This is a genomic window from Stetteria hydrogenophila, from assembly GCF_054657575.1.
On sequence record NZ_BAAHYL010000001.1, the window covers coordinates 236,816 to 257,777 of the forward strand.

The following is a 20,962-nucleotide window of genomic DNA, read 5'->3' on the forward strand; positions in this document are numbered from 1 at the left end:
AATTATATTGTTAAGAGGGCCCCGGCTAGAGAATCCCCCACTCCACCTCGAGCCCGCCGGTGCTCTCCCTGTAGTACAGGCTCGGGATCCCCAGGCTCCTGACGCGCCTCCTCAGCTCCCTGTCGTTAGTCGCCACCACCACCCTGAAGCCCTCCCCCTTCAGCCTTCTAGCCAGGCTCTCGACGGCGTCATCCGCCTGCCCGGCCTCCACGTCGACCACTTCAACGCCCAGCCTCCCCAGGAGCCAGAGCGCCTTCCTAGCCGCGCGCCTCACCTTAGGCTTCGCCTGGGTGGAGAGCCTCTCCAGCTCCACGACAACCTGCCTGGGGGCTACTAGGCGGAAGGAGGCCTCCAGAGCGTCAAGGATCATTGAGGGAGCCGCTAGCCCCTCGGAGAGGCTTATGAGGAAGCTCGTGTCGACGACCACTACAACCGCGGCTAGGCCTTCACGATGCCCCAGCCTATCAGCCTCCACTTACCCAGCACCCTCCTGCTTATAGCCACCCTGGCACCGTTCCACGCGACGACTGGCCTCCTCAGCTTAATGTCGGCGACGTTCCCCTTGATGGAGGAGACCACGCCCAGCGTTATCCCCGTCCCAACGGTCAGCATCAGGGGCTCCCCCTTCTTGAGGTTCTCAACCTTGAGCTGCTGCCTGGCCCCCACAACCCTCTCCAAGAGGTGGTACTCAATGGTCAGCTCGTCGAAGACCGGCGGGAGCTGGCCGGGCTTGCCCACCGCGTTCCCGACGAGGTTGTCGGACTTCGTCAGGCTAGCGTCGAGTGTCGTGCTCATCGCGACGAGCCCCCCGGGCTTCGCCTCCTTGACCTCGATGTTGCCGTACCTGAGCCCCGTTATCGTCGTGTACAGCGGGACGTACTCAATCCTGCCCCCGGGCTTCCTGAGCGCGACGCCGGGCCTGATCTCTATCTCGTCTCCAACCCTGAAGACGCCCTGCATCACCGCTCCCCCGATGACGCCGCCGATCAGCTTCTCCGGCGGGGTGCCCGGCTTGTTGACGTCGAAGCTTCTAGCGACGAACATGAGGGGAGGCTTGTCGAGGTCCCTCTTCGGGGTTGGAATGTACTCCTCTATAGCCGCCAGCACGGAGTCTATGTTAGCCTTCTTCAACGCGCTGACCGGTATTATGGGCGCGTCCTCCGCGATCGTCCCCTTGATGAAGTTCTTTATCTCCTCGTAGCTCTTCAGCGCCCTCTCCCTGCTCACCACGTCAACCTTGTTCTGAATCACGACAATATTCTTGACTCCAATTATCTCGAGCGCGACCAGGTGCTCGACGGTCTGCGGCTGGGGGCAGGGCTCGTTGGCGGCGATGACCAGAAGCGCTCCATCCATGAGCGCGGCTCCGGAGAGCATGGTGGCCATGAGGATCTCGTGGCCCGGCGCGTCGACGTATGAAACCCTCCTCCTCAGCACGGGCCTAGCTCCGGGCTTGCACGTGCACACAGGCTCCGGGCTGTAGGCATCGATACCCTCGCAGTCCTCGCAGTACCATATGTCACCGTCGGCGTAGCCAAGCTTGATAGTCATACCCCTCCTGATCTCCTCGCTGTGCCTCATAGTCCAGAGGCCCGTCAGCGCCTTGACGAGAGTAGTCTTCCCATGGTCAACGTGTCCAACCACTCCAATGTTAACCTCGGGCTGCCTCGCTCCAGCCTCCCCCACTAACGCCTTCACCCAGAAGCAGCTGGCGCAGAGGCCGGTATTAAACTCGGGGGCGTCCCCCCGCGCTCTTCCGGTGTGGGCATTCAGTTGAGGTATTAGCTCCTCTTAACCACACACTACACTGGGGGGTCGGCTGGTGAGGAGCGTTGTCCTTGTCAGGTACTCCGAGATAGCCGTTAAGGGGCGCGCCACGAGGTCTCGCATGGAGTCACTGCTCCGCAGCAACCTAGAGGAGGCCCTGAGGAGCCAGGGCGTCGGGTACGGCGGCATCGTTGTGGATGAGGGTAGAATAATCATACTCGACGCGGGCCCCGACGCCGCTAGGGCCGCCGCGAGGGTCTTCGGAGTCAAGAGCACCTCCCCCGCCGTCGAGGTCCGGTTCAATAGCCTCGAGGACATCGTGGAGTCCGGCGCCGCCTACTTCTGCAGCCGCGTGAGGGGGAGGAAGTTCAGGGTCAGGGCGAGGAGGGCGGGTGTCCACGACTTCACTAGTAAGGATGTCGAGAGGCTCCTTGGGGCGAGGCTGCTCGAGTCCTGCGGCGCGAGCGGCGTTGACCTGACGAACCCCGAGTACAGCGCCTACGTGGAGGTTAGGAGGGACAGGGCCTACTTCTACGATGAAATCATTGAGGGCCCCGGAGGGCTACCCCTGGGGAGCGAGGGCAAGGTCCTCCTGCTCTTCAGCGGCGGCTTCGACTCGACGGCCTCCGCCTGGCTCATCATGAAGCGCGGGGCCCCTGTCGACCTCCTCCTCTACGACTACGGCCACCCCACGTTCAGGAGGACCGCCGTTAAAGCCGCCAAGATCCTCGCCGAGTCGTGGGCGTACGGGTACGACATGAAACTAGTGGTCGCCGACTTCAGGAGGGTCGTCGAGAGGCTGGCCAGCGTGAAGCCAGAGTACAGAGTGCTCGTTGCGAGGCGGGTGAGGCTGCTCTACGCCCACAAGGTGGCCGGGGAGCTGGGGGCGGATGCCCTAGCGACGGGGGACAGCATCGGCCAGGTGGCCTCCCAGACGCTGGCGAACATGAAGCTCATCGAGGGATCCCTCGAGCTCCCAGTCCTAAGGCCTGTCATCGCCTTCGACAAGGACGAGGTCGTAGCGCTCACCAGGAGGATTGGAACGTACGACGTCAACGCCTCACAGATAGAGGTGTGCGGCCTGGGAAGCCCCGCAACGCCCAGGGCCGACCCGGAAGTGTTCGAGAGGGAGCTACGCAAGCTGTCAGACTATGAGTCCCTGATAACCCATAAAGTGTTCGCCCTGAAGGAGGGCAGCGTCGAGGAAATAATATCCTCGATCGAGCACTGGCTACTCAGGGATGAGCGCTGATGACGAGGGCGAGGCCCCACCCCCACGGGGCCGTTGAGCGGGCCCTCGATCAGCGACCGCTCCTCCCATGGAAGGGCCGGACCCTGCCGGCGCCTCCGGGGGGTCTCGCGAATCGAAAGGAGCACGGGCTAGGCCAGCCACGGCCCGGTAGCCCCTCAACATCATCTCTGCGATAGGATCGAGTGCGTGGCTAGCCTCCTTACTTCGTTGAAGTGCTTCATCGTTATCCTTAGGTGTTCGCCGGCGTCCACTAGTACTTCCTCCCCCGCGATGAGGCTTTCGACGCGGAGGCCTAGCCTGTAGACGTCGTCCAGGCTGAGGTCGTAGAGGTCTGCCAGCATGCCTGGGGGTGTTCTTGCATCGTAGACCACGATTTCCGCCCTTGCCTCCTTCTCTATGACTCCCCCGGGGATCCCGAGCGCCCTCCTGAGCTGGAGGGACGCCTCGTGGATGCGGGGGAGCCTGGACCAGGCTGCGGCGTAGTTGAGCGCCGAGTAGGCCCCGAGCACTACGCGCCCGCCGGCCTTAACCCTGCCGTCCTCCACGACGAGGCTCGCCCCCTCCACCGGGCAGCCCTCACCGCCCACCCTCACCTGGGCCTCAGAGGCCTCGATGCAGGAGGGCACCGCCGCCAGGTAGTAGCCGCCGACCCTACTCGCCAGGTCGGCCGCGATGGAGGGCGAGGGGGACTCCACGACTAGCGTAGTGACCCCCGCCATGTGGGCCTCGTAGACCGCGGGCAGGGAGACCGCGGCCAGGGACTCCTCGTCGAGCTGGCGGTAGAACCTGACCCTGTCGGCGAGGCCCGGCCTCAGCCCCCTTATCGGGTACGCGGGGGCGTCGATGTACGCAGCGAGCCCCGGAGCGGCGATCCTGCCCTCGCCCCCGAGGACTAGCGTGGCGTACGTGTAGTCCTCCGGCACGGGGGACTCTCCAAAGTCCACGACCCGGCCGCTCTTAATGTAGATGTACCCGTCGCTAATCACGCTGGTGCCCGTGTAGACCTTCGAGGCCATAATAAGCACGTCGAAGCCCAAAACGCTGCACCCCCACACGGGTTAAACCCGGGGGGCCTAGGAGTTATACCTCTCGGAGCGCGCCAGGCTAGCTCGGGCCGGTGAGGTGGATGACTGAGAGGAACGTCTACGTCTTGGACGTTGACGCAGTGCTCGACGGTAGCGCTAGGAGGCTGGTGGAGTCCGGGGAGATCTCCGGGAAGATAATAGTGCACAAGGCGATAGTCGAGTTCTTCTACTCCGAGGCGAGGAGGGGCATGAGCTCGGGCATAGCGGGCCTCGACGAGCTGACCGCGCTCACCAGTGGAGCCCCCGGAGTGGAGGTGGCGCTTGTAGAGGACGAGAGGATGCCGCACGAGCTGAGCTATGAGACGGTGAAGAGGCTGGTCAGGGACTACGCCTGGAGGATCGGCGCGGTCCTAGTCACGAGCGACGAGGCCCAGATGAGGGCAGCCAAGGCTCTAGGCATACCCGTGATCTTCTCCGGCAAGCAGGTCAGTGAGAAGCTGGAGTTCGAGAAGTACTTCACTAACAGGACGATGAGCGTGCACCTCAAGGAGGGGGCGCCTCCACTAGCGAAGCAGGGCAGGCCGGGCCGCTGGGTGTTCGTCCAGCTCTCCGACCAGCCCATGGCGAGGGAGGAGCTGGAGAGGATGGCGAGGGAGATCATCGAGGCGGCGACGCAGCGGAGGGACGGCTTCGTCGAGATAGACAGGCTGGGATCCACGATAGTGCAGCTCGGCGACTACAGGATCGTGATAACCCGCCCGCCGCTCAGCGAGGGGTGGGAGATAACGATCGTCAAGCCCACGGTGAAGCTCAGGCTGGAGGACTACAACCTGCCCGAGAAGCTCCTCGCGAGGCTGACGGAGAGGGCTGAGGGCATCCTGATAGCGGGCGCTCCGGGCATGGGTAAGACAACGTTCGCGCAGGCGCTCGCCGAGTTCTACGCCAGGCAGGGCAAGATAGTTAAGACCATCGAGTCCCCGAGGGACATGAGGCTCCCACCCATTATAACCCAGTACTCAAAGAACTACGCCGACCTCGGAGAGCTGCACGACATACTCCTCCTGAGCAGGCCCGACTACACGGTGTTCGACGAGCTTAGGAGCGACGAGGACTTCAAGCTCTACGTGGACCTGAGGCTAGCCGGCATAGGGATGATTGGCGTCGTCCACGCGACGAGCCCCATCGACGCGGTGCAGAGGTTCATCAGGAGGGTGGAGCTGGGCATGATACCCAGCATTATCGATACAGTGATATTCATACACGAGGGCGAGGTTAGGAAGGTCTACGAGCTGCGCATGACGGTTAAGCTGCCCACCGGCCTCAAGGAAGCAGAGCTCTCAAGGCCAGTCGTCGAGGTCAGGGACTTCCTCACAGGCGAGCTGGAGTACGAGATCTACACGTTCGGAGAGCAGACCATGGTTGTCCCGGTGAGGGAGAGGAGGAACGCCGCCCTCGAGAAGCTCGAGGGGGCGATAAAGCACCTGATACCCGGCTCCGAGGTGGAGGCCAACGGGAACGTTTTAATCGTGAAGGTCCCGAGGCACAGCCCCCGGCTCACGGCCAGGAGGATCAAGAGGGTTAAGAGGCTGGCCGAGAAGCGCGGGTTCGAGGTCCGCTTCGTCCCGCTCTGAGGCTACCCTTCGCTAATGAAGTCCGTCAGCCTAGGCCAGCCCTCGACGAGCGCCCTCAGCCCCTCAAGCCTCAAGCCCGAGAGGGGCTTGGCCAGCTTGAAGTTCCCGCCCACAGTCTCCTCCAGGCTCTCGAGGCTGTGGAACCTCCACCCGCCACCCTTGACCCTGACCGCGATGAAAGCCCTCGCCCCCGCCCTCCTCGCGAACTCGGCGAGCCTCCTAACCTTATCCCCGTCAATGTAGAGCGGCTTCTCCCCAGCCGTCTTAACCTCGAACACTAGGATAACGCCACCCCTCATGGCGACCAGGTCCGGCTGGAACCTCCTCCTCACGCCTCCCCCACTCGATGGGCCCCTGACGACTGCGAATCCCTGCTCCCAGAGGATGTTAGCCAGCTCGTTCTCGTAGAGAGAGCCCTTCCGCTTAGCCCTCGAGCCGCCCGTCCTCCCCGGCAAAAAGCCCCCCGTAGAGGGTCTCTTAGCGGTATGAGGCAAAAACGCCGAAAGCCCCCGCCGTTAAAACCTTTTAAACGTTGCCGTCGACTTTTCTCCTCCAGAGCCTCTAGCACAGCTCTCGTAGCCCTTACTGGGGTGTGGGTTGCTTGCCTCTTAGCCCGGACGTGGCTATCCAGCTCTTGTTCCTAATCCTAATCGTAGCCGTGCTGCTGTCGATGAGCATTAGGGTTGTGAAGGAGTACGAGAGGGCCGTCATCTTCAGGCTGGGGAGGCTCCTGGGCGCTAAGGGTCCAGGCCTCTTCTTCATAATCCCCTTCATAGACTCCTTCGTGAAGGTGGACCTTAGAATAGTGACTGCCGACGTGCCGGAGCAAAGGATTATAACGAAGGACAACGTCACCGTTGGCGTCGACGCTGTTGTCTACTACAGGGTCATGGACCCCATTAAGGCTGTGACGAGGATTGAGAACTACCACTACGGCGTCTTGATGCTTGCGCAAACCACCCTGAGGGACGTGATAGGCCAGGTTGACCTCGACGACCTGCTCACTAAGAGGGATGAGATAAACAAGAGGCTCCAGGATATACTGGACACGCTCACCGACGCGTGGGGGATCAAGGTCACCGCCGTCACGTTGAAGGAGGTCAGGCTGCCGGAAAACATGCTCAGGGCTATGGCAAAGCAGGCGGAGGCGGAGAGGTGGAGGAGGGCCAGGATAATCGAGGCTGAGGCCGAGAAGCAGGCCGCCGAGTTAATGGCTAAGGCGGCCGAGTACTACGAGAAGCACCCTGCCGCCCTCGTCCTGAGGGAGCTTCAGACCCTAATTGAGGTGTCGAAGGAGAAGAATTTGATAGTGGTGACCCCGAGATCCTCGCCCATAGGCGAAGTACTGGCCCTAGCCAAGGCAGCCGCGCAGAGCCCGCCTGGCCAGCAAGCTGAATGAATAAGTGTTCTGGAAGACAAGCGGCTTCCAGCTGGTGGCCCGGGTGGGCAGGCTCAAGTTCCACGTGCTTTTTTGGGCGTCACTCTTGGCACTGGTAGTTGCGGCGAGCCACGCCGTCGCCGCTAGCGAAGCCTCTGGGCGCCAGCGGCTAGGGTTCCTCGGCTTCAACGGGTCCTACGACGGCGTGGTCGGCCCGGCCGTCCTCGTGGCCAGGGTTGACGGTGTTATAGATAAGGGCGTAGAGGATTACCTGGACTCGGCGATAGCCAGGGCCGAGGAGGCGAACATGCCGCTCGTCATAATATTAAACACGCCCGGGGGCTTCCTGGAGAGCGCCATGAACATAGTGTGGAGCATAGACAAGTCCAGGGTGCCGGTGATAGGCTTCGTCGAGGACGGCTGGGCGATGAGCGCTGGCACCCTGATACTGGTCTCGACCCACGTCGCGGCGATGGCTCCAGGCACGCAAATAGGGTCCATGCAGCCGGTCGCCTACAACCCCGCCACGGGCTCGTATGAGCCGGTGAATGAGAGCAAGCTGATCAACGCTATACTAGAGTTCCTCGACCAACACGCGGCCAGCAAGGGCAGGAACGAGACCGCTCTCCGCATGTTCGTGACCGAGAACTTGAACCTCGGCCCGGACGAGGCGGTCAGGTACCACGTGGTTGAATTCGTCGCCGATGATCTCGGCGACCTTATATCAAAGGTTAACGGGTCAATAGTCGCCACGCGGGCCGGGAAGTACAAGCTGATCCTAAACGGGTCGGTGGTGGAGTACAGGCCAGGCCTTAGGGCTACCCTGCTCCACGCCCTGTCGGACCCCATGGTCTCCAGCCTGCTACTCTCCCTCGGGACTCTGATACTGCTCTTCACACTCGCATCGGGCCACGCGGCCTTCGCCACGATAGGCGTGCTCCTCCTCCTGCTCGGGCTAGCCGGCAGCGGGTTCAACCCTAACATCGCAGCCATAGCGCTGCTGGTCATCGGCGGGATCCTCGTGCTCATAGAGATCAATACTCCGGGCTTCGGGGTAATCGGGGGCACCGGGATCGTGATGCTGATCCTAGGCGCAGCCCTCACGCCGGTCTCGCCGAAGGGCTTCGCCGTAACGCCGAGCTACGCCAACAGATTCCTCTACATAATCTACGCCCTAGGCGGGCTCATGGGCGGCTTCACCGCCCTAGTGGTCTACAAGGTGATCCAGGTCAGGAAGAGGAAGCCGGAGATCTGGACTATTAAAGGCGCGCGGGGGAGGGCAATAGACCCCATAGGCCCCGGGAAGCCGGGCTTTGTGGTCGTGGAGGGTGAATACTGGAAGGCCTTGAGCGACGAGCCCGTGAAGCCCGGGGATGAGGTAGTCGTCGTTGGAAAGGATGGAGCTGTCCTGAAGGTTAAGCCTGCTTCGGGCTCGAGGCCTAGCGGCAAGGAGTAGACTCCGCTATCAAACGCCTCAGCCTGGAGAGCCTGTCGTACACCTCCTCTATCAGCACCGCCTGCATGAAGTCAACCCTGCCCCCGCTCATCCTAGAGCTTCGGGCCATGAGCTCCTCTATCTTCTCGATCCTCGCGTATATCTCGTCAATCAACTTGGCGGCTTCATCCGCATCCACGCAGGCCTTCCCGTCGCCCAGCCCTCCTCACCCTCTCAGGCTCTCAACCGCCCTCAGCGCTAGCTTCACAGCGGTCTCCACCCTTTCAGCAACCAGCCTCCCATTCTCCTCCATAGACTCCTTCTCGCTCTCCACGGGCTCCGCAGCCTGGCTCCAGTGCCTCCTCAAGACGACTATGCTGAGGGGCTCGAGCCCTGGGTAGATGTACCTTAAAGCGTAGAGGGGGGCAGTCACGGTGTCTACCGCCACAACCTGCCTCGCCTTAATGTACTCCTGAACCGCCTGGTCGCCCGCAACAAGCCTCGCCGAGTCGACTGTCAGCACGTAGCCGCGGAAGGTAGTCCTGCCGGCGCTGCTGAGCTCCGCGTCTATCGAGGTTATAGCGTTGACGAGGGCCTCATCCGCTATTAGGGGGAGCTTCTCGGGGGCTAGCTTGGGGCTCACGGAGTCCAGCCCTATAGCGACGCTGCCCACGACTATGCCGATCTTGGGGGGAGGAGTGCTCCTCTTCACCCTGTAACCCCTCGTGATGGCGATGATCCTCCTCCCCCCGAACATTATTACCTCGCTCGCTATCTCGAAGACCGGGGCCGGGAAGGGGGGAGCCAGTATTACAACGAACCTCTCCCCATTAGCGTCCAGCACATGAACCTTAACGCCTGGAAGACCCTCAAACTCCCCCACAGTGACGCCTCCAATACTCCTAGCGAGCCCCTCATAGGCAAGCCTACTATCGGTGATGAAAACGTTGGCCCCCTTCAGGCTCACATCCTTAAGCCCCGTCGAAACGCCAACCTGACTCAAAGCCGAGCCCAGCCCCTCCCGCGCCCGGGCACCCTATACAGCTGTAATAGGGCAACCCGAGGGGGTAACCCTTATAATTTGCAGGGCACCCCCCAACCCCCTATTAAAAGGGGGGTGGGGGAAGTGACTGCACTTAAGAGCTTCGAGATGGAGAAGTACAGGGTTGTCGGGCGCCACATATACGCCAACCTCTACAACTGCCGCAACGTGGACCTCCTCAGGGACCCCGAGGGTCTAGAGAGGCTCGTGAGGGAGGCCGCTAAGCGCGGCAACATGACCCTGCTCGACGTTAAGTCGTGGAAGATAGGTGAGGGCGTCAGCGTGGTTGGCATCGTCCTCGAGAGCCACATCGCCATACACACCTGGCCGGAGTACAGCTTCGCAACGGTCGACGTCTACAGCTGCGGCGCGCACACGAACCCGGGGAAGGCGTTCGAGTACATCGTGGAAAAACTGCAGCCTGAGAGGACGACGAGCGGGGTAGCCGACAGGTCGCTGGAATAGGCTTGCACCCTCCCAGGGGCCCTCCAGCGCCCCTGGGGGGGCACAAGCCCCGAGGCTCCCCATCCCTGCTCCCATTTTTCTGTCTTTGCAGTGCTGAGTGGCTAGCATACCTTGAGGACTGTGCCGTCGAATGGAACTAGCACGCGGCCGCCGCTCGCCTTCAGCGCCGCCCTCTCGCTCTCTACGGTTAAGTGGTAGAGGGCGCCGAGGCTAGCCGCGCTGACCTGCTCAGCCGCCTGGCTCACGGTGGAGTGGCCCTTTGCGGCTGCGGCGTCCTCCATGCCGGGCGGCATTGTTGCCTCGTGAACAGCCAGCGCCGCATCCGCCGCCATCCTCTTGTAGCTCTCCATCGGCCTAGTGTCCCCGCTTATGACCACCCTCACGCCTCCATGCTCTACGGAGACGCTGAACGCTGGCACGGTATGGGCCGCCTCGAACATCACAACCCTCACTCCGGCGGAGTAGAGCTCGCTCACGGCGTTGTAGGAGATTGAGACCCTCCTGTCCCCGCGTACGGCGGAGACCATCCTTGAGAGGGCGTCGAGCGCCTCCGCCGGGCCGGCTAGCGAGATTCTGGGCGTCCCCCTGAACGACTTCAGGAAGGCTAGGTGCGGGATCCCGCAGATGTGGTCGTAGTGGCCGTGCGTCACTATCACGTGGTTAACCTCCACGGGGTCTAAGCCCGTCCTCTCCAGGACGTTGAGCGCCGCGCAGCCGAGGTCCACGGCTAGGAGGATCCCGGCGACCTCGAGCACCACGCTCGACTGCCCCCGGTACGGGTGCAGGGCGGAGCCGGTCCCGGCGAAGACCACGTTAATGCAGGGCAAGACGCGTGCACCCAGGCCCCAGGCGGCTGGCCCGGTTGCTGCAACCGATTAATTTCGGCGTTACGCAATGCAACCGGAGGGTGGGGGAGCCTTGAAAGCCACCGTCCCCGATGCCCTTGAGCAGGCCTTCCCCCAGGCCGAGAAGTACGCCGTCGACGTTCTACTCAAGCTGCTGGCGATACCCACAGTTTCACCGGCGGGCGAGGGGTACGAGGAGGCCGCCGGCTTCCTGGCCGACCAGCTCTCGAGCCTCGGCTTCAAGGTCGAAGTGGCTAGGGTGCCTAGGGAGTACGCGGCTAGGCACTGCCCTCTGGCCAGCGAGGCCCCCAGGGTAATAGTGCTCGGCAGGGCCTGGGGCGGCTCCAAGACCCTCCACTTCAACGGCCACTACGACGTCGTCCCGGGTGGGGCGGGCTGGACGGTAACGGACCCCTTCAAGCCGGTCATAGTCGACGGCAGGATCTACGGTCGCGGCGCCGTCGACATGAAGGGGGGCATAGCCGCCACCGTCGGGGCGCTGAAGGCGATAGCGGACGCCGGCCTCGAGCCCCCAGTAGGGGTTGAGGCTGCCTTCGTCCCTGACGAGGAGATCGGCGGGGAGTGCGGCACGGGCTACCTGGTCAGGGAGATGGGGGTTAGACCGGACTACGTGATCATACCCGAGCCGAGCGGCCTCGACTACGCCTGGTACGGCCACAAGGGGCTGCTATGGGTTAAGGTTGTGGTGGAGGGCAGGCCCGCCCATGCGAGCACTCCCTGGCTGGGCTCCAACGCGTTCCTGTCAGCGTCAAGGGTGGCCCTGGCCCTCAGCGAGATCCTGGCGGCGATGTACTCGACGAGGAGGAGCAGGCACAAGATAGTCCCGGAGGAGGCTGCCTACCCGACGTTCGCCATCGGGGGGAGGGCGGGAGTCCCGGGCGGTGGGAAGACGAACCAGGTCCCCGGCGCGTTCGAGTTCACGATAGACCGCAGGCTCATCCCCGAGGAGAGCGTTGACGAGGTTTTCAAGGAGATGGAGGCCGCTCTAAGGATGGCCGCCATAGCAAGCAACGCCTCGGCGAGGCTTGAGATGCTCCAGTCCATGGAGCCCGCCGTGAGCAGGATCGGCGTCGTCTACGAGACCCTAGCCGCCGCTGCTGAAGCAGTGAGGGGGAGGAGGCCCGAGCCCGTGATATGCCCTGGAGGCCTCGACCTCAGGTACTACACCGAGGTCGGTTCCGAAGTTGTAAGCTACGGGCCGGACGGGACGCTGGCCCACGCGCCCGACGAGTACGTGAGTGTGGAGGAGCTCTCGAGCCTCCTCAGGATCCTAGCCGTGGCGACGCTGAACATGCCGGGTTGAAGGCTACGCCACGGGGATCCCCGCTATTTTCTTGAGGAACAGCACTAGCAGCACTCCGCCAACCCCCAGCGACAGCGCCCTGAACGCCGACTTAGCCAGCCCCTCACCGCTGATCCTGCCGAGGTACAAGCCTAGGAGCGCTGTGAGGGCGAGCGCGAGCGTGACGCTGGAGAGGAACGCAGTCTTCACCCCGATCAAGCCCAGGCCGGCGAGTATGTAGGGGCTTGCAACCAGGCAGGTGACCATCAAAACGCCGAAGCTACTCCACGCGGCAACATAGAGCGGCGCAACCAGGGCGAGCCGCCAGTAAACACTGTTCCTCAGAGACCTCGCCAGCTTCTTCTCCAGCTCCCTGACCTCCTTCAACCTCTCCGCCCTCTCGGAGAGGTATATCCCGATAAACCCGCTGAATACACCCATAGCCACGCCCCCGCCTATGATGCTCATCGCCATGATCCTCGGGTCGGCGTTGGGCGAGAACCCACCCACGTCTACCCCAATGACGGTTAGCAGCGTGTCGAAGCTGTTCGTTACAAACATCCTCCTGGCAATCGCCCTTACATCACTGAAGCTCGCGAGGCTCCTGAAATCATTGATAAACGTCTTCACCCTCAAAACTAACCCCAACCACCCATCACCCATGAGGGTTTAACGGCGGCTGACACCACCTACCCCGGCGCCGAGAAACAGTTATTATGCAACACACCCTGCCCAACGGGCCCGCAAGCCTTCGCGCACCTCTCAGCCGTCGGCTCCAACGTATGCAACGGCCTCGACAGCCACCTCAGCGCCTAGGGGGAGGCGAGGCGCCTCCACGACAACGCGGGCTGGAGGGAGCCCCTTAAAGTATTCAGCGTAAACCCTGTTGAACTCGGGGAGCATCCCTAAATCGCTCAGGTAAACCCTGACATAGACTACGTCATCCATGGATGCCCCGGCGGCTTCAAGTATAGCCTTAACATTCTCCATAACCCTCCTAGCTTTCTCCTCGAAGCCCCCCTCTACAAGCTTGCCGGTAGCAGGGTCAAGGGGGATCTGGCCGGAGACGAATATGAAGCCGCCTGCCTTGATCGCCTGGCTATAAGGACCCGTAGGCCTAGGAGCCTTCTCGGTGAATACCGACTCCTTCACAAGCAGCCACCCCAGAACATTAAAGTAGAAGGGTACGGTTAAGGCGTTGACACCCATCCATTGAGCGCCTAGAGCGATTTCATGAAAGCCTGGGGCTGTTCGAGCATGTAAACCGTGGAAAAAATTTTTCTACGAGCTACTCGGGGCCGACGCCGGCTTTACAGGCCTCCTGGGGGCGCCCGCCCCTTTATGATTACCTATCCTCCTGGCCAAGCCTTTCCTGCCGTTGCCCCTGCCGGTCATTGATGATATTATCGGCCTGAACCCGCTGGTCGTGTAGTCATCTACCACGACAATTATCTTAGAGCCATTGGCTCTAATGACGATCTTTTCGTCGAGCAGCTTGGCCCTGCAGGCGGGGCACTGGTGGTAGCGTATCAGCCTCTTCTCCGAGCCCACGATTTCCGACTCCATAACGTAGTCCATGGGGATCCCGCAGCGCGGGCACAGCACTTGCTTGCCGTCATGCATTATACCGATACACCCCCGCTTACACTTCACGCCTGGCAGGCCTTGGCTACACGCCTCTAAGGGCGTGCCCTGCAGCCTCCTCTAGCCTGCTGGTCATACCAGTTTAACAGACATAAATTTTACCCTGCCAGACTGGCCTCGTAGTCTTCCACGTTTCACTCGGTTTGAGGCCACGTTGTAGAAGCCGCGATTATGCATTGTTATTATCTTTACCTTACCACCTTGATACTTTTAGCCTAGCTAGGCGGGCTGGCACCGCTGGAGCAGGGTGAGGCAGAATGGTTAAGGTGGCAGACGTCGCTAGGGAGCCGAGAGCTAAAGTGTACCCTAACACGCCGCTAGTACATGCTAGGGCTCTATTCCGCTCAACGGAGGAGAGGATAATCCCTATAGTCAAGAGTGAGAAGGAGGACAAGTACATCGGCTTCCTCACGAGGGTGGAGGCGATAATACCCACGAGCACCAAGTCCCGCCTTAGGGTTAGGGATGTAGCGAGGGACTACCCCACGCTAAGGCCCGACATGAACCTTGACGAGGCCGTTGAAATGCTGGAAGAGTTCAAGGCCTACGAGGCTCCTGTTGTCGATGAAAATGGGAACCTTGTTGGAGTCTTCACGTTGAGGGACGCTATCCAGGCGCTGAGGAGCCTAGGCTACGAGCCGAAGGCTGAAACCGTGTCTGAAATCATGACTACAGAGGACCTCGACGATTACGTGGTGACTCCGGACACGCCTATAAACAAGGTCTGGAGTAAGTTCGTCTTCAAGGGGCTCCCGGCTGTCATAGTTGTTAGGAGCAAGGAGGACAGGACCCCCATAGGCATCATTACGCCCTTCGACCTGATCAGGAAGGGTAGGTGGAGGTTCCATAGGGAGATCCGGGCAGGCAAGATAACGACGCCCGCCAAGGTCAGGAGGATAATGACGAGAGGCATAGTGGTCGCCGACGTCAGGAGCCTGGTTGAGGACGTTGCAACCGTGATGGTTGAAAACGACTTTACCGTGGTCCCGGTCGTCGACGAGGAGGGCAAGCTCGCTGGGATAGTGACTATGGCCGACGTGGTCAAGGCGTACCTCAAGGGCAGGAAGCCCGGCCGCGTCCCGGTCAAGCCCATCGAGAAGCCTATACCCGCGGCGGAGGAGAAGGTTACCTACCGCACCGACAGGGAGCTGCTCCAGGAGGTCGTCGTCAAGGCGGAGAAGGCATACGTCGTCTCAGGCCTCACCGCAAAGGATATTGCAAGGCTGCACATGCCGGCGATCACTATCAACGACACTGTTGAGCATGCAAGGAAGGAGATGCTGAGGAGGAAGACAAACTACCTCCTCGTAGTGGATGAGGCCGGCCGGATTGTTGGAGTCATCTCGAAGTTCGACATGCTGAAGGCTATAGCCTTCAAGGGACCCATCTGGAGGAGGAGGGTTTACGACAAGTTCTTCATCGACTTCATTATGAATAAGAACATACCCAAGGTCAAGGCGGACGACCCGATTGAGAAGGTTGCGCTGCAGCTCCTCTCCAGCGGAAGCGAGGTGGCCACCGTAGAGGATGAGGAGGGCAACCTCATTGGCTTCATAACTAAGGATGACCTAGTCGACGCATACACTAGGACGCAGACGGGCCGCATACTCGTGGAGAACCTGATAATGCCTGGGAGGGTGAGCGTTGTCCACCCGCACCACAGCCTAGCGCACGCGGTACGCAGAATGCTCACGTTCCACCTCGACGCGCTAACGGTCTACGACGGCTCGAGGATCCTGGGCGTCGTCTCCGCCAACCGGCTGCCATTCGTGGCGTTTGAGGACGCCCTAAGGGCTAGCAAGAGCAGGAGGCTCGTGTGGGTTAGGAGGCTCATGAGGGGCGGGCGCAAGCTCGCGAGGTATGTAGTCATAGCCCCGCTGCTCGTGATACACGCCACAACACCCCTGCAGCGCTACGTGTCACCCAAGGACGACGCGTTCAAAGCCATAGAAATCATGAAGGAGAGCAACGTCGACGGAGTACCCGTCGTGGACGAGGATGGAAGAGTGATCGGCACTATAACAAAGAACGACATACTAAGAGAGATGGCCCGCTACGCGGAGGTCGCAGTCGAAACCGCGAAGAGGATCACCAAAAAGGGCGCATAGCATTAAGCGGCCCGGAAGTGGCCCGGGGCAAGTGCTTCCACGCTCTACACGGCCCTGGGGGTTGATTGGTGCTGCACCCCCAAGGCTCCCAGGGCACCCTTTAGGCGCGCCGCACCCCACCATTAAACCCGAGGCCACCCCCGGGGATCCCGCGGGGCGGCGCGCCGCTTTGCATCCTCTTTGCACCACTCAATTAGTGCCTAGCTGGGCCTGCCGGCGCTTCAGCCAGGTAGCTAGTTTCCCCGGGCTCCTCGGCGCCGACGCTCACTGCAACGCCGCTGGAGAGCGCTTAGCGGTGGCGCCGGCTGGTGAAAGAGGAGAGCCGCACGATAGCTGGTTGGGTACAGGCCCTTCACGGGCCGAGCGTGCATGGCCGCGTCGGCTTGGAGGTCAAGAGGGCTCTCGGGGTTGTTTAGGGTTTATTGAGCGTGGTGGGCCCGGGGGGATTTGAACCCCCGACCACCCGGTTATGAGCCGGGCGCTCTACCGGGCTGAGCTACGGGCCCTGGGCCGTGAGTGTTCCTGTTTCCCCGGTTTGAGCTTTTAACTTTAACAGCCCGCAGTGGCTTCGTGGAGAGTTACTTCCACGATGAGAGGTACTCCTTCTGCTCGGGGGTTAGCGTGTCTATCTCCACGCCCATGACTTTGAGTTTGAGCGATGCGACCTCCCGGTCCTGCTCCTCTGGGACCCTGTAGACTCTGGGCTCCAGCTTGCCCCTGTTCCTCTTGATGTACAGCGTGGCCAGTGCCTGGTTGGCGAAGCTCATGTCCATCACCTCGCTCGGGTGGCCCTCCGCGGCTACGAGGTTCACCAGCCTGCCCTCGGCTAGCAGGTAGATGCGCCTCCCATCCTTGAGCCTGTACTCGTCGAGGTACGGCCTGATCCTCCTCTTCGACACCGCCATGGACTCTAGGTCTCTAATGCTTATCTCCACGTTGAAATGGCCGGCGTTGGCTAGGATAGCCCCGTCCTTCATCAGCTCGATGTGCTCCCCCCTAATCACGTCCCTGTTGCCGGTGGCGGTGACGAATATGTCCCCCCTCCTGGCGGCCTCCCTCATCGGCATAACCTCGAAGCCGTCCATCACCGCCTCGAGGGCACGTATAGGGTCGACCTCCGTCACTATAACCCTGGCCCCCATGCCCCGGAGCCTCATCGCTATGCCCCTGCCGACCCACCCGTAGCCGGCGACGACCGCGGTCTTGCCGGCTATGAGGATGTTCGTCGCCCTCAGGATCCCGTCCACCGTGCTCTGGCCCGTCCCGTACCTGTTGTCGAACAGGAACTTCGTGTATGCGTCGTTGACCGCTATCACCGGGTAGAGGAGCCTGCCCGCCCTCTCCAGCGCCTTGAGCCTTATGACGCCCGTCGTGGTCTCCTCGGTGCCACCCCAGATTTTCCCTGCGAGCTGGGGGAGCTTCTCGTGGATGGTCACGTGCAGGTCTCCACCGTCATCTATCACTATGTCGGGCCCGGCGGAGGCGACCCTCTCTATAGCCCAGAAGTACTCCTCGCTACTCATCCCCCTCCAGGCGAACACGTTCACGCCATCCTCGACCAGCGCCGCCGCCACGTGGTCCTGCGTCGAGAGGGGGTTGCTGGCGGCCAGGTAGACCTCGGCCCCCCAAGCCTTCAGGGTCCTCGCCAGCACCGCGGTCTCCTTGGTGACGTGGAGGCATGCTGAGACGGTCACGCCCGCCAGGGGCTTCTCCCCGGAGTACCTGCGTCTCAGCTCCATGAGGACGGGCATGTGGGCCTCAGCCCACTCTATGATGACCCGCCCCTCCCGGGCCAGGCTAACGTCTTTAACCTTGAACTCCACCATTCACGGGCACCGGCAGAGCCCCCGGCGCTGTTGAGGTTTAAAGGCATAGCCTCGGGGAACGCGTTGGCCAGGGTGGAGAATTAGTTGGCCAGGAGAAGGAGGAGGAGAAAACTCGGCGTAGTGAGGAGGGTTAAGAAGCCGGCTAGGTACTTCACCTGCCCGGTGTGCCACAAGTTCACTCTAACCATAGACTTCAAGAAGAGCGACAAGCCTGGGACGAAGATCGCCGTGGTGAGGTGTGGGAGCTGCGGGCTAAACCTGAACCTAGAGGTCCCCGAGGTGTATGAGGCGGTAGACGTCTACGGGCTTGTAGTGGATAAGGTCCACTCGGGGGAGATAGAGGCGGCTGAGGCTGAGGGTGGCGAGTTAGAGGCTGAGAATGTTGAGGAAGAGGAGGGTGCTGAGCTACCTGCTAGAGAGGAGACTGAAGGGTAGGCTCCACTTCACCCTCCTGGACCCGGATAAGGTGACGCCGCGCGAGGCTGCAGAGCTAGCCGTGCTAGCGGGCAAGGCGGGCTCCGACTCGATCCTCGTCGGCGGCTCCCTCGGAGTGTACGAGCCCCAGCTGAGCGAGGTTGTGGAGTCCATCAAGAAGGCTTGCAGCCTCCCAGTCATACTCTTCCCGGGGAACATCAACGGCCTCACGCCGAAGGCCGACGCGGTGCTCTTCATGGTCCTCCTGAACAGCGACGACCCCTACTACCTCTCAGGCGTCCAGGTCCAGGCCGCCCCACTCGTGGCGTCCATGGGGCTGGAGCCTATACCCTCAACCTACATCATCGTCGGCCACGGGGGCGCGGCGGGGTTCATAGGGAGGGCTAGGCCCATACCCTACGAGCGGCACGAGATAATAGCGGCCCACGTCCTCGCGGGCGCCTTCACGGGCTCCTCCATAATCTACCTGGAGGCCGGCAGCGGCGCCCCCCGGCCCGTCCCGCCCGAGGCCGTGGCGCTCTCGAGGAAGCTCCTCGACAAGGCCGGGTTCAAGGAGACCCTCATCGTCGTGGGGGGCGGGGTGAGGGATCCCTCGACTGCCAGGGATCTCGCGAGAGCCGGGGCGGACGCCCTGGTGACGGGCACGATCGTCGAGGAGGACCCCGAGAAGCTGGCCCCGCTCGTGGAGGCCTTCAAGAGCGCCTAGAACCCTCCCTTTAGTCGATCGACTTCAGAAGCTTAGCCCTCCCCTTTATTACTGTAGGCTACCGACTAACAGGGCGGGGTGAGCACAGTGGCCGCAGTAAGTCTAGAGAGGAGGGAGGCCAGGAGGGCGGCCTTCAACGTGACCGCAAGGGACAGGGAGGACCTTGAGTGGTACATAGCCCTGACCCTCGGGCTAGGCGCCTAAAGGCGTGGGGAGCCTAGGCCCTCGACCGGCAGCCGCCCACCGCCTCGAGGTCACGCCCATACTTGGATTTGAAGGCCTCCTCAACGTCCACGCCGGCCAGGTTGGCTATGCTTAGGAGCCAGGCTAGCACGTCAGCTATCTCCTCCCGCACGCCCTCGGCGTCGCGCTTCCCCAGCAGCGCCTCGGCGAGCTCCCCGACCTCCTCCACGAACCAGGCGAACGTGGCGTAGAGACCCCTAGCCGAGTCCCTCTCATAGTACGCCCTCCGGATAGCCTCCTGGAGGCAGGCGAGGTCCAACCCCAACCCCGGAGCCACCCCTTCACCGCTACCGAGCCGCTTCCGCGCCTACGGTAGGGGCCTCCGCCTCCCCACAACCCTTTCTAGCTTTTCTGGAGAACTGCAGAGTCGTGGGCGGCCCTCGGGGCCGGCGGCACTAGGCTCGCACGCATGTAATTGAAGCTACCCGTTAAACTCTCCGCCCCCGGCCCCGGCGCGCCGCGGGGTGGGTAACTGTTTTAGCAGCCCGCGGGCCAGCCTCGGGTACCCCGGGGAGGGGGTTCCAGGGCCTTGTCTAAGAGGCAGAGGAGAGGCGGTCCCATGACTGCCGCCGGCCTCATATCGTTCTACGAGGAGTACGAGGGCGCTGTCAGGGTTAGCCCCACGACGGTCGTCCTGCTGGCGTCCCTGTTCACTCTCGTGGTCGTGGTGGCCCACATAGTGGGTTAGCCTGTGAAGACCGCCCTCCTAACCGAGACCGCCCTGCCGAGGGTGAAGACCTCCCTCACCACCTGGGCCAGGTCCAGGCCCTCGACCTCCCTGTACCTCCCCTCCTCAACGGCGTACCTGACCCCGTGCACGTGGTGGCAGCCGTGGAAGGGCGTGGAGGAGAGGCCCAGCTGGAAGCGGGGGCAGCTGCAGTAGAGGCCGGGGATCACGATGTAGTCCCCGGACTCGCCTAGGTACACCCAGACCTCCGGCTCCCTCGAGACCCTGACGAACCTCCAGGAGAGCCCGGCCTCCCGGGCCCTGCGCTCCAGCTCCCCCGGGATCCCGGCTGAGAGGGCCTCGGCGACGTCCACGGGCGGGCCTTCCACCGGTCACCCCCAGCAGTGTTGCCCCTCAGCGTGGAGGCCCTGTTAGCGGGGCCGTCTCCCCGTGAAGTCGAGGACCCTGTAGCCGCAGCCCGGGCCCGCGACCACCACGTAGTCGGTCAGCCCTATGAAGAGGCCGGTCGCCACCACTCCGGGTATGGAGGAGACCTCCGCCTCCACCGCCCGGGGATCCTCCATGGGGCCCGTGTGGACGTCTATCACCACCCCGCCCCAGTCAGTGACCACAGGCCCGTCCTTGCCCTGGCAGCGCCTGTACTCGGCCCTGTAGCCCATGCCCTCCAGCCTCCTCCTCACGTACTCAGCCGCCCAGGGGACTGCCTCGACGGGAAGGGGGCGGCGGGATCCCAGCCTGTCGACCAGCTTCTCCTCCGTCACAACGTACACCCTAACCCTTGCCATGGAGGCGAGTATCTTCTCCCCCAGCATGGCGGCCCCCCTCCCCTTCAGCAGGTTCCCCCCAGGGTCCACCTCGTCGGCTCCGTCGAAGTAGAAGTCCACGCCCGACACCACGCTGGGCATCACCGGCCTGTAGCCCATCCCGGCGAGTTCGAGGGCTGTGTCGACGCTTGAAGCGACCAGGATCCTCCCCTCCAGGAGCCCCTCATCCCGCAGTACCCTGAGCGCGGCCCTCACCGTCGACCCAGTCCCAACGCCGAGGACCCTCGCCTCCTCAATCAACCCCCTGAACCTCTCCACGAGCCCCCTGCCAGCCTCGAGTTTAGCGTTGCACCTCGCCACCTCGGGAGCACCCCGCCCGGCTCAAGAGGGGGCTGCCCGGCCGCC

At 62.4% G+C, this 20,962-nt stretch carries 24 protein-coding genes and 1 tRNA gene; 10 read left to right on the plus strand and 15 right to left on the minus strand.

The window, feature by feature from the left end; translation table 11 throughout:
* Positions 1 to 25 precede the first annotated feature (25 nt).
* Both ACYQ3J_RS01265 and ACYQ3J_RS01270 read right to left on the minus strand, forming a co-directional pair.
* Positions 26 to 475: a type II toxin-antitoxin system VapC family toxin gene (locus ACYQ3J_RS01265; RefSeq protein WP_460123401.1), complete on the minus strand. Its 450-nt coding sequence runs from the start codon at positions 473 to 475 to the stop codon at positions 26 to 28.
* Positions 439 to 1,698: a translation initiation factor IF-2 subunit gamma gene (locus tag ACYQ3J_RS01270; RefSeq protein ID WP_460123404.1), complete on the minus strand. Its 1,260-nt coding sequence runs from the start codon at positions 1,696 to 1,698 to the stop codon at positions 439 to 441. The genes ACYQ3J_RS01265 and ACYQ3J_RS01270 overlap by 37 nt, the downstream gene beginning before the upstream one ends.
* 124 nt (positions 1,699 to 1,822) lie before the next feature.
* Between ACYQ3J_RS01270 and ACYQ3J_RS01275 the strand changes: the two genes are divergently transcribed.
* On the plus strand, positions 1,823 to 3,019 hold the full coding sequence (locus ACYQ3J_RS01275) for a tRNA sulfurtransferase (protein ID WP_460123407.1): 1,197 nt from the start codon (positions 1,823 to 1,825) through the stop codon (positions 3,017 to 3,019).
* A gap of 161 nt (positions 3,020 to 3,180) precedes the next feature.
* On the opposite strand, the gene ACYQ3J_RS01280 is transcribed toward ACYQ3J_RS01275, so the two are convergent.
* Positions 3,181 to 4,056 carry a hypothetical protein gene (locus tag ACYQ3J_RS01280; RefSeq protein ID WP_460123410.1) on the minus strand — a complete coding sequence of 292 codons (876 nt, stop codon included), beginning with the start codon at positions 4,054 to 4,056 and terminating at the stop codon, positions 3,181 to 3,183.
* An 89-nt stretch (positions 4,057 to 4,145) separates the two neighbouring features.
* Here ACYQ3J_RS01280 and ACYQ3J_RS01285 point away from each other — a divergent pair, with 89 nt between their 5' ends.
* Positions 4,146 to 5,675 (plus strand): PINc/VapC family ATPase, encoded by a 1,530-nt coding sequence (locus ACYQ3J_RS01285; RefSeq protein ID WP_460124570.1) that lies wholly within the window; start codon positions 4,146 to 4,148, stop codon positions 5,673 to 5,675.
* Between the two features lie 2 nt (positions 5,676 to 5,677).
* On the opposite strand, the gene hjc is transcribed toward ACYQ3J_RS01285, so the two are convergent.
* The gene (gene hjc / locus ACYQ3J_RS01290) at positions 5,678 to 6,130 is read right to left on the minus strand and encodes a Holliday junction resolvase Hjc (RefSeq protein WP_460123412.1); all 453 of its coding nucleotides are present in this window, start codon (positions 6,128 to 6,130) and stop codon (positions 5,678 to 5,680) included.
* 215 nt (positions 6,131 to 6,345) lie between these two features.
* Between hjc and ACYQ3J_RS01295 the strand changes: the two genes are divergently transcribed.
* On the plus strand, positions 6,346 to 7,074 hold the full coding sequence (locus ACYQ3J_RS01295; RefSeq protein WP_460124573.1) for a slipin family protein: 729 nt from the start codon (positions 6,346 to 6,348) through the stop codon (positions 7,072 to 7,074).
* A gap of 4 nt (positions 7,075 to 7,078) precedes the next feature.
* On the plus strand, positions 7,079 to 8,509 hold the full coding sequence (locus ACYQ3J_RS01300) for an NfeD family protein (RefSeq protein ID WP_460123414.1): 1,431 nt from the start codon (positions 7,079 to 7,081) through the stop codon (positions 8,507 to 8,509).
* On the opposite strand, the gene ACYQ3J_RS01305 is transcribed toward ACYQ3J_RS01300, so the two are convergent.
* Together ACYQ3J_RS01305 and ACYQ3J_RS01310 are read right to left on the minus strand one after the other, a co-directional pair.
* On the minus strand, positions 8,493 to 8,687 hold the full coding sequence (locus ACYQ3J_RS01305) for a hypothetical protein (protein ID WP_460123417.1): 195 nt from the start codon (positions 8,685 to 8,687) through the stop codon (positions 8,493 to 8,495). The genes ACYQ3J_RS01300 and ACYQ3J_RS01305 overlap by 17 nt on opposite strands.
* Positions 8,688 to 8,714: 27 nt before the next feature.
* Positions 8,715 to 9,491, minus strand: a complete 777-nt coding sequence (locus tag ACYQ3J_RS01310; protein ID WP_460123420.1) for a nucleoside phosphorylase-I family protein — start codon at positions 9,489 to 9,491, stop codon at positions 8,715 to 8,717.
* A 147-nt stretch (positions 9,492 to 9,638) separates the two neighbouring features.
* Between ACYQ3J_RS01310 and speD the strand changes: the two genes are divergently transcribed.
* Positions 9,639 to 9,995: an adenosylmethionine decarboxylase gene (gene speD / locus ACYQ3J_RS01315; RefSeq protein ID WP_460124576.1), complete on the plus strand. Its 357-nt coding sequence runs from the start codon at positions 9,639 to 9,641 to the stop codon at positions 9,993 to 9,995.
* Positions 9,996 to 10,096: 101 nt separating this feature from the next.
* Here speD and ACYQ3J_RS01320 read toward each other — a convergent pair whose 3' ends face one another.
* The gene (locus tag ACYQ3J_RS01320) at positions 10,097 to 10,822 is read right to left on the minus strand and encodes an MBL fold metallo-hydrolase (RefSeq protein ID WP_460123423.1); all 726 of its coding nucleotides are present in this window, start codon (positions 10,820 to 10,822) and stop codon (positions 10,097 to 10,099) included.
* Positions 10,823 to 10,913: 91 nt separating this feature from the next.
* On the opposite strand from ACYQ3J_RS01320, the gene ACYQ3J_RS01325 reads away from it, so the two are divergent.
* Positions 10,914 to 12,164, plus strand: coding sequence for a M20 family metallopeptidase (locus ACYQ3J_RS01325; RefSeq protein WP_460123426.1), 1,251 nt, complete (start codon positions 10,914 to 10,916; stop codon positions 12,162 to 12,164).
* Between the two features lie 3 nt (positions 12,165 to 12,167).
* On the opposite strand, the gene ACYQ3J_RS01330 is transcribed toward ACYQ3J_RS01325, so the two are convergent.
* From ACYQ3J_RS01330 to ACYQ3J_RS01340, 3 genes are all read right to left on the minus strand, one after another.
* The gene (locus ACYQ3J_RS01330; protein WP_460123429.1) at positions 12,168 to 12,791 is read right to left on the minus strand and encodes a hypothetical protein; all 624 of its coding nucleotides are present in this window, start codon (positions 12,789 to 12,791) and stop codon (positions 12,168 to 12,170) included.
* Positions 12,792 to 12,905: 114 nt separating this feature from the next.
* Positions 12,906 to 13,295 (minus strand): Rid family detoxifying hydrolase, encoded by a 390-nt coding sequence (locus tag ACYQ3J_RS01335; RefSeq protein ID WP_460123432.1) that lies wholly within the window; start codon positions 13,293 to 13,295, stop codon positions 12,906 to 12,908.
* Between the two features lie 129 nt (positions 13,296 to 13,424).
* Positions 13,425 to 13,766, minus strand: a complete 342-nt coding sequence (locus ACYQ3J_RS01340) for a TFIIB-type zinc ribbon-containing protein (protein WP_460123437.1) — start codon at positions 13,764 to 13,766, stop codon at positions 13,425 to 13,427.
* Between the two features lie 278 nt (positions 13,767 to 14,044).
* Between ACYQ3J_RS01340 and ACYQ3J_RS01345 the strand changes: the two genes are divergently transcribed.
* Positions 14,045 to 15,895, plus strand: coding sequence for a CBS domain-containing protein (locus ACYQ3J_RS01345; RefSeq protein ID WP_460123441.1), 1,851 nt, complete (start codon positions 14,045 to 14,047; stop codon positions 15,893 to 15,895).
* A gap of 429 nt (positions 15,896 to 16,324) precedes the next feature.
* Here the strand turns inward: ACYQ3J_RS01345 and ACYQ3J_RS01350 are convergent.
* Together ACYQ3J_RS01350 and ahcY are read right to left on the minus strand one after the other, a co-directional pair.
* A tRNA-Ile gene (locus ACYQ3J_RS01350) sits at positions 16,325 to 16,401 on the minus strand.
* Positions 16,402 to 16,473: 72 nt separating this feature from the next.
* Positions 16,474 to 17,721: an adenosylhomocysteinase gene (gene ahcY / locus ACYQ3J_RS01355; RefSeq protein WP_460123443.1), complete on the minus strand. Its 1,248-nt coding sequence runs from the start codon at positions 17,719 to 17,721 to the stop codon at positions 16,474 to 16,476.
* An 84-nt stretch (positions 17,722 to 17,805) separates the two neighbouring features.
* Here ahcY and ACYQ3J_RS01360 point away from each other — a divergent pair, with 84 nt between their 5' ends.
* Positions 17,806 to 18,156, plus strand: coding sequence for a hypothetical protein (locus ACYQ3J_RS01360; RefSeq protein WP_460123446.1), 351 nt, complete (start codon positions 17,806 to 17,808; stop codon positions 18,154 to 18,156).
* Complete coding sequence (locus tag ACYQ3J_RS01365) at positions 18,101 to 18,862, plus strand: phosphoglycerol geranylgeranyltransferase (RefSeq protein WP_460123449.1); 762 nt, start codon at positions 18,101 to 18,103, stop codon at positions 18,860 to 18,862. Before ACYQ3J_RS01360 ends, ACYQ3J_RS01365 begins: the two co-directional genes overlap by 56 nt.
* Positions 18,863 to 19,079: 217 nt before the next feature.
* Here the strand turns inward: ACYQ3J_RS01365 and ACYQ3J_RS01370 are convergent, their stop codons facing one another.
* Entirely contained in the window at positions 19,080 to 19,364 is a 285-nt protein-coding gene (locus ACYQ3J_RS01370; RefSeq protein ID WP_460124579.1) for a MazG nucleotide pyrophosphohydrolase domain-containing protein, read from the minus strand.
* Between the two features lie 270 nt (positions 19,365 to 19,634).
* On the opposite strand from ACYQ3J_RS01370, the gene ACYQ3J_RS01375 reads away from it, so the two are divergent.
* Complete coding sequence (locus ACYQ3J_RS01375) at positions 19,635 to 19,793, plus strand: preprotein translocase subunit Sec61beta (protein WP_460123452.1); 159 nt, start codon at positions 19,635 to 19,637, stop codon at positions 19,791 to 19,793.
* Here ACYQ3J_RS01375 and ACYQ3J_RS01380 read toward each other — a convergent pair.
* On the minus strand, positions 19,790 to 20,161 hold the full coding sequence (locus ACYQ3J_RS01380) for a hypothetical protein (protein WP_460123454.1): 372 nt from the start codon (positions 20,159 to 20,161) through the stop codon (positions 19,790 to 19,792). The genes ACYQ3J_RS01375 and ACYQ3J_RS01380 overlap by 4 nt on opposite strands.
* Positions 20,162 to 20,203: 42 nt before the next feature.
* Positions 20,204 to 20,917 carry a ribose 5-phosphate isomerase A gene (rpiA, locus tag ACYQ3J_RS01385; RefSeq protein ID WP_460123457.1) on the minus strand — a complete coding sequence of 238 codons (714 nt, stop codon included), beginning with the start codon at positions 20,915 to 20,917 and terminating at the stop codon, positions 20,204 to 20,206.
* Positions 20,918 to 20,962 lie beyond the last annotated feature (45 nt).